This window comes from Methanosarcina sp. 2.H.A.1B.4 (assembly GCF_000979385.1).
GTDB lineage: Archaea > Halobacteriota > Methanosarcinia > Methanosarcinales > Methanosarcinaceae > Methanosarcina.
Map to the genome: position 1 here is coordinate 1 of NZ_JJOV01000020.1, position 3,044 is coordinate 3,044.

The 3,044-nt window shown below is 37.4% G+C and carries 3 protein-coding genes; all 3 read left to right on the top strand.

All coding sequences use genetic code 11. The annotated features are described in order from the left end of the window. Positions 1-1,157 (top strand): C39 family peptidase (locus tag EO92_RS03620; RefSeq protein ID WP_235283162.1); only part of this gene is annotated, 1,157 nt, incomplete at its 5' end. 26 nt (positions 1,158-1,183) lie between these two features. After that, a complete protein-coding gene (locus tag EO92_RS03625) occupies positions 1,184-1,720 on the top strand; it encodes a UPF0228 family protein (RefSeq protein WP_048139687.1) in 537 nt (178 codons plus the stop codon). A gap of 338 nt (positions 1,721-2,058) precedes the next feature. Then, on the top strand, positions 2,059-3,044 hold a 986-nt coding region (locus tag EO92_RS03630; RefSeq protein WP_369793113.1), incomplete at its 3' end, for a beta-propeller fold lactonase family protein.

Sequence of the window (3,044 nt, forward strand, 5' to 3'; positions counted from 1 at the left end):
TTGGTATGGTGTTAATACCGGCAGTAAGTGCACAGGAAGAAAAAGATTATTCTGTAACTGCTGAGGAAGCTTTTAAGCATGCCAATGCGAACATGATAAACTTTATCGCAACTAACACATCAGGATTTGAAAACTGGACAGGAGCATCTATTGATTCCAAACCACTGGAGCTCTACGATCCAACTGGTCAAAAGTTGTATTATCAATTTTCTGTATTAAAAAATAAAACCCTGATAGGTATAATCGACATTGCTGCAGATAAAAGGCTTGGGCAAACAGTCCAACTTGTTTTATTTGAGCCAAAACCTTTTGATGCCACTACAGCTATGAATAAATCAAGAGAAATCGCTAAAAATGAATACCCTGAGGGGGAAATCAAATCAACACAGATGGTTGTATACGATTATCCTATCGTAGGAGCAATGACTATAGTAAAGGACAAGACTACAGGAGTTGAACATCGGATATTTGTGGATGCATACACTCTTGAAAAAGTAGAAGATAAACCTGCAACTGAAACTGAACCCGGAATATGGTCAATATATGAACAGAGATTGAAGAATGGGATAGACAACAACCTAAGACACTGGCAAAAAAGTGATGAACTTGCTAAATCTATAGAACAAGCAGCAGTTAATAAGGGGGTTAGTATTAATGCGGCAGTCACTGAAGAAAATATTAAAAAACTCAGTGCCGATATAACAAAATCGAGAACTGATGTTGAAGTAGATCTTGGTGCTACTGTATATGCGCAAATAACGAGCTACTACTGTGGTCCAGCAACTGCCAAAATGCTTACTGAATATTACAATGATGAAAATCCTCACCAAACTACTATATATGAAATGATGAACGGAGTAGCTCCTAACGGGGTTACTAATTCCCAGCAGTTACTTTATTATCGTTCAAGCAACGGAATGAATAAACCTGATTCATTCAGTACAACCACTGTATCTTTTGCTGGAGCTATGAATGAAATTAACAATGGTGGACCCTTCAAGAGTGGAGTTCCAGGTCATGCTCGAATGTGTCGTGGATACAAAATAAGTGGTTCGAATGAATATTTGCGTATAGGTGACCCTAATCCCATATATTTCTGTGTACCTTATTGGGAAGCATTCGGTTCTGAAGATGACCGTATATATGTGAGGAGTTAAAACTCCTCATTTTTTTGGTGATTGATGTGAATAAAATTAGCAAAGTAGTAGTTGTTTTTATTGCTCTTCTAACCTTCTTAGCACTGATGATTCAATCTCAAGAAGTTAAAATAGCTGGTTTATTTATTCAATTTGAAAATGAAACTAGTGAGGCGGAAGTTAAAGCCATTCTTGAAAATTACGACATACCCGTGAATTATACCATAGACTATAATTCTAATATTGGGCGAGGAATGTACTACATAGAAGTTGATGAAGATAAAATATATGAATTAAGGAAAGATGAAAACTGGACTTCTGTAGTTGAAATCAAAAAAGGAAATTATAACATAATTATGTTATCTGAAGAATTTGTTCCAGATGAAAATGTTCTCGCAATGCTGGAAAAAAATAACCTTCAGTTGAAAAAGGCTGTTGTGTGTTATATCCATTTTGGAGTTGGACCAGCGGACTGGGTTGTGGGAAAGAATTGTATTCTGGAAAAGGATGCAATAAGGATCAAAAATGAGCTTGAAACAAATGAGAAAATTTTGATTGTAGGCCTGGATGATATTGAAGGGTAATACTCCAAGCTTCGTCATTGGGAAGCTTGGCTTGCCAATATGGGAGTGGAAGTTCAAAAAGAAGTTACAGTGGATTGGATAAGCAAAAGTCGTTGGAAAAGTATATGCATTTAGATTCTGGTTCGAAATAAAAATAATTGAAGTCTCTGATTCAAAAATCAACCGTATATAAGTGGGATTTATGCTCCCCTCATTTTTTAAGTACTGGTATGAATAGAATCTATGAGGCAGTCGATGATGTTGTTGCTTTTTAATAAGTCCATAAGTTGGGATTTGAAATGGAAGAAATAACATTTGATAAAACATATCGAGAGCATACTCTCATAAAAGTTTTGGGAATGACAGCACTTACGATTTTAATATTCGCTGGTGTAGCAGGTGCGGCTCCATTTGCATATGTGACAAATCTGGGAGATTATGATCAGAGAGGTTATTATTACGATACGAATTATAATGGTACTCTTCCTACTCATAATGTCGCTGTAATTGACACAGCAACTAACAATGTTACAGTTAGAGTGCCTGTAGAAGGCTGGCCTAGAGATATTGCAGTCAACCCTGCAGGAACAAAGGTATATGTGGCAACTCCAGCAGGACTCGATCCAACTATCTCGGTAATTGACATAGCGACAAATACGGTTAGTGATACAGTGAATGTAGGAGGTTATCCTATGCAAGTTGCAGTCAACCCCGCAGGAACAAAAGTTTATGTGACGGACCGTGATAGCACCAATATCTCTGTAATTGACACAGCTACAAATACTTTAATGAAACAGATTAATGTGGGGATGATTACTCGTAATGTTGTCATTAGTCCTGACGAAAAAAAAATTTATGTTACGAACACTTTCAACAATACTACTTCTGTAATTGACGCAATTACAAACAAAGTTACAACCACTATATCTGTAGGAGACAGTCCTTATGAAGTTGCAATTGCTCCTGATGGAAATAAGGTTTATGTGGTTAATTCAGGCAGCAACAATGTTTCTGTAATTGACACAGCTACAAACAATGTTACAGGAACTGTACCTGTAGGGAATGGGCCTGGTGACATTGCAGTCAGTCCTGATGGAAAAAAGGCATACGTGACAATCTCTGGGAAATTCTATGATCCCGGTAACACTGTTTCTGTAATTGACACAGTAAATAACATTGTTACAGCCACAGTTCCTGTAGGAATTACTCCTTCAGGAGTTGCAGTTACCCCAGATGGAAAAAAGGTATATGTGACAAACGCCAGAAGCGACAATGTATCCGTAATTGACACAGACACAGACACTGTTACGGCTACGGTGAATGCAGGAGTCCACCCTACTAATGT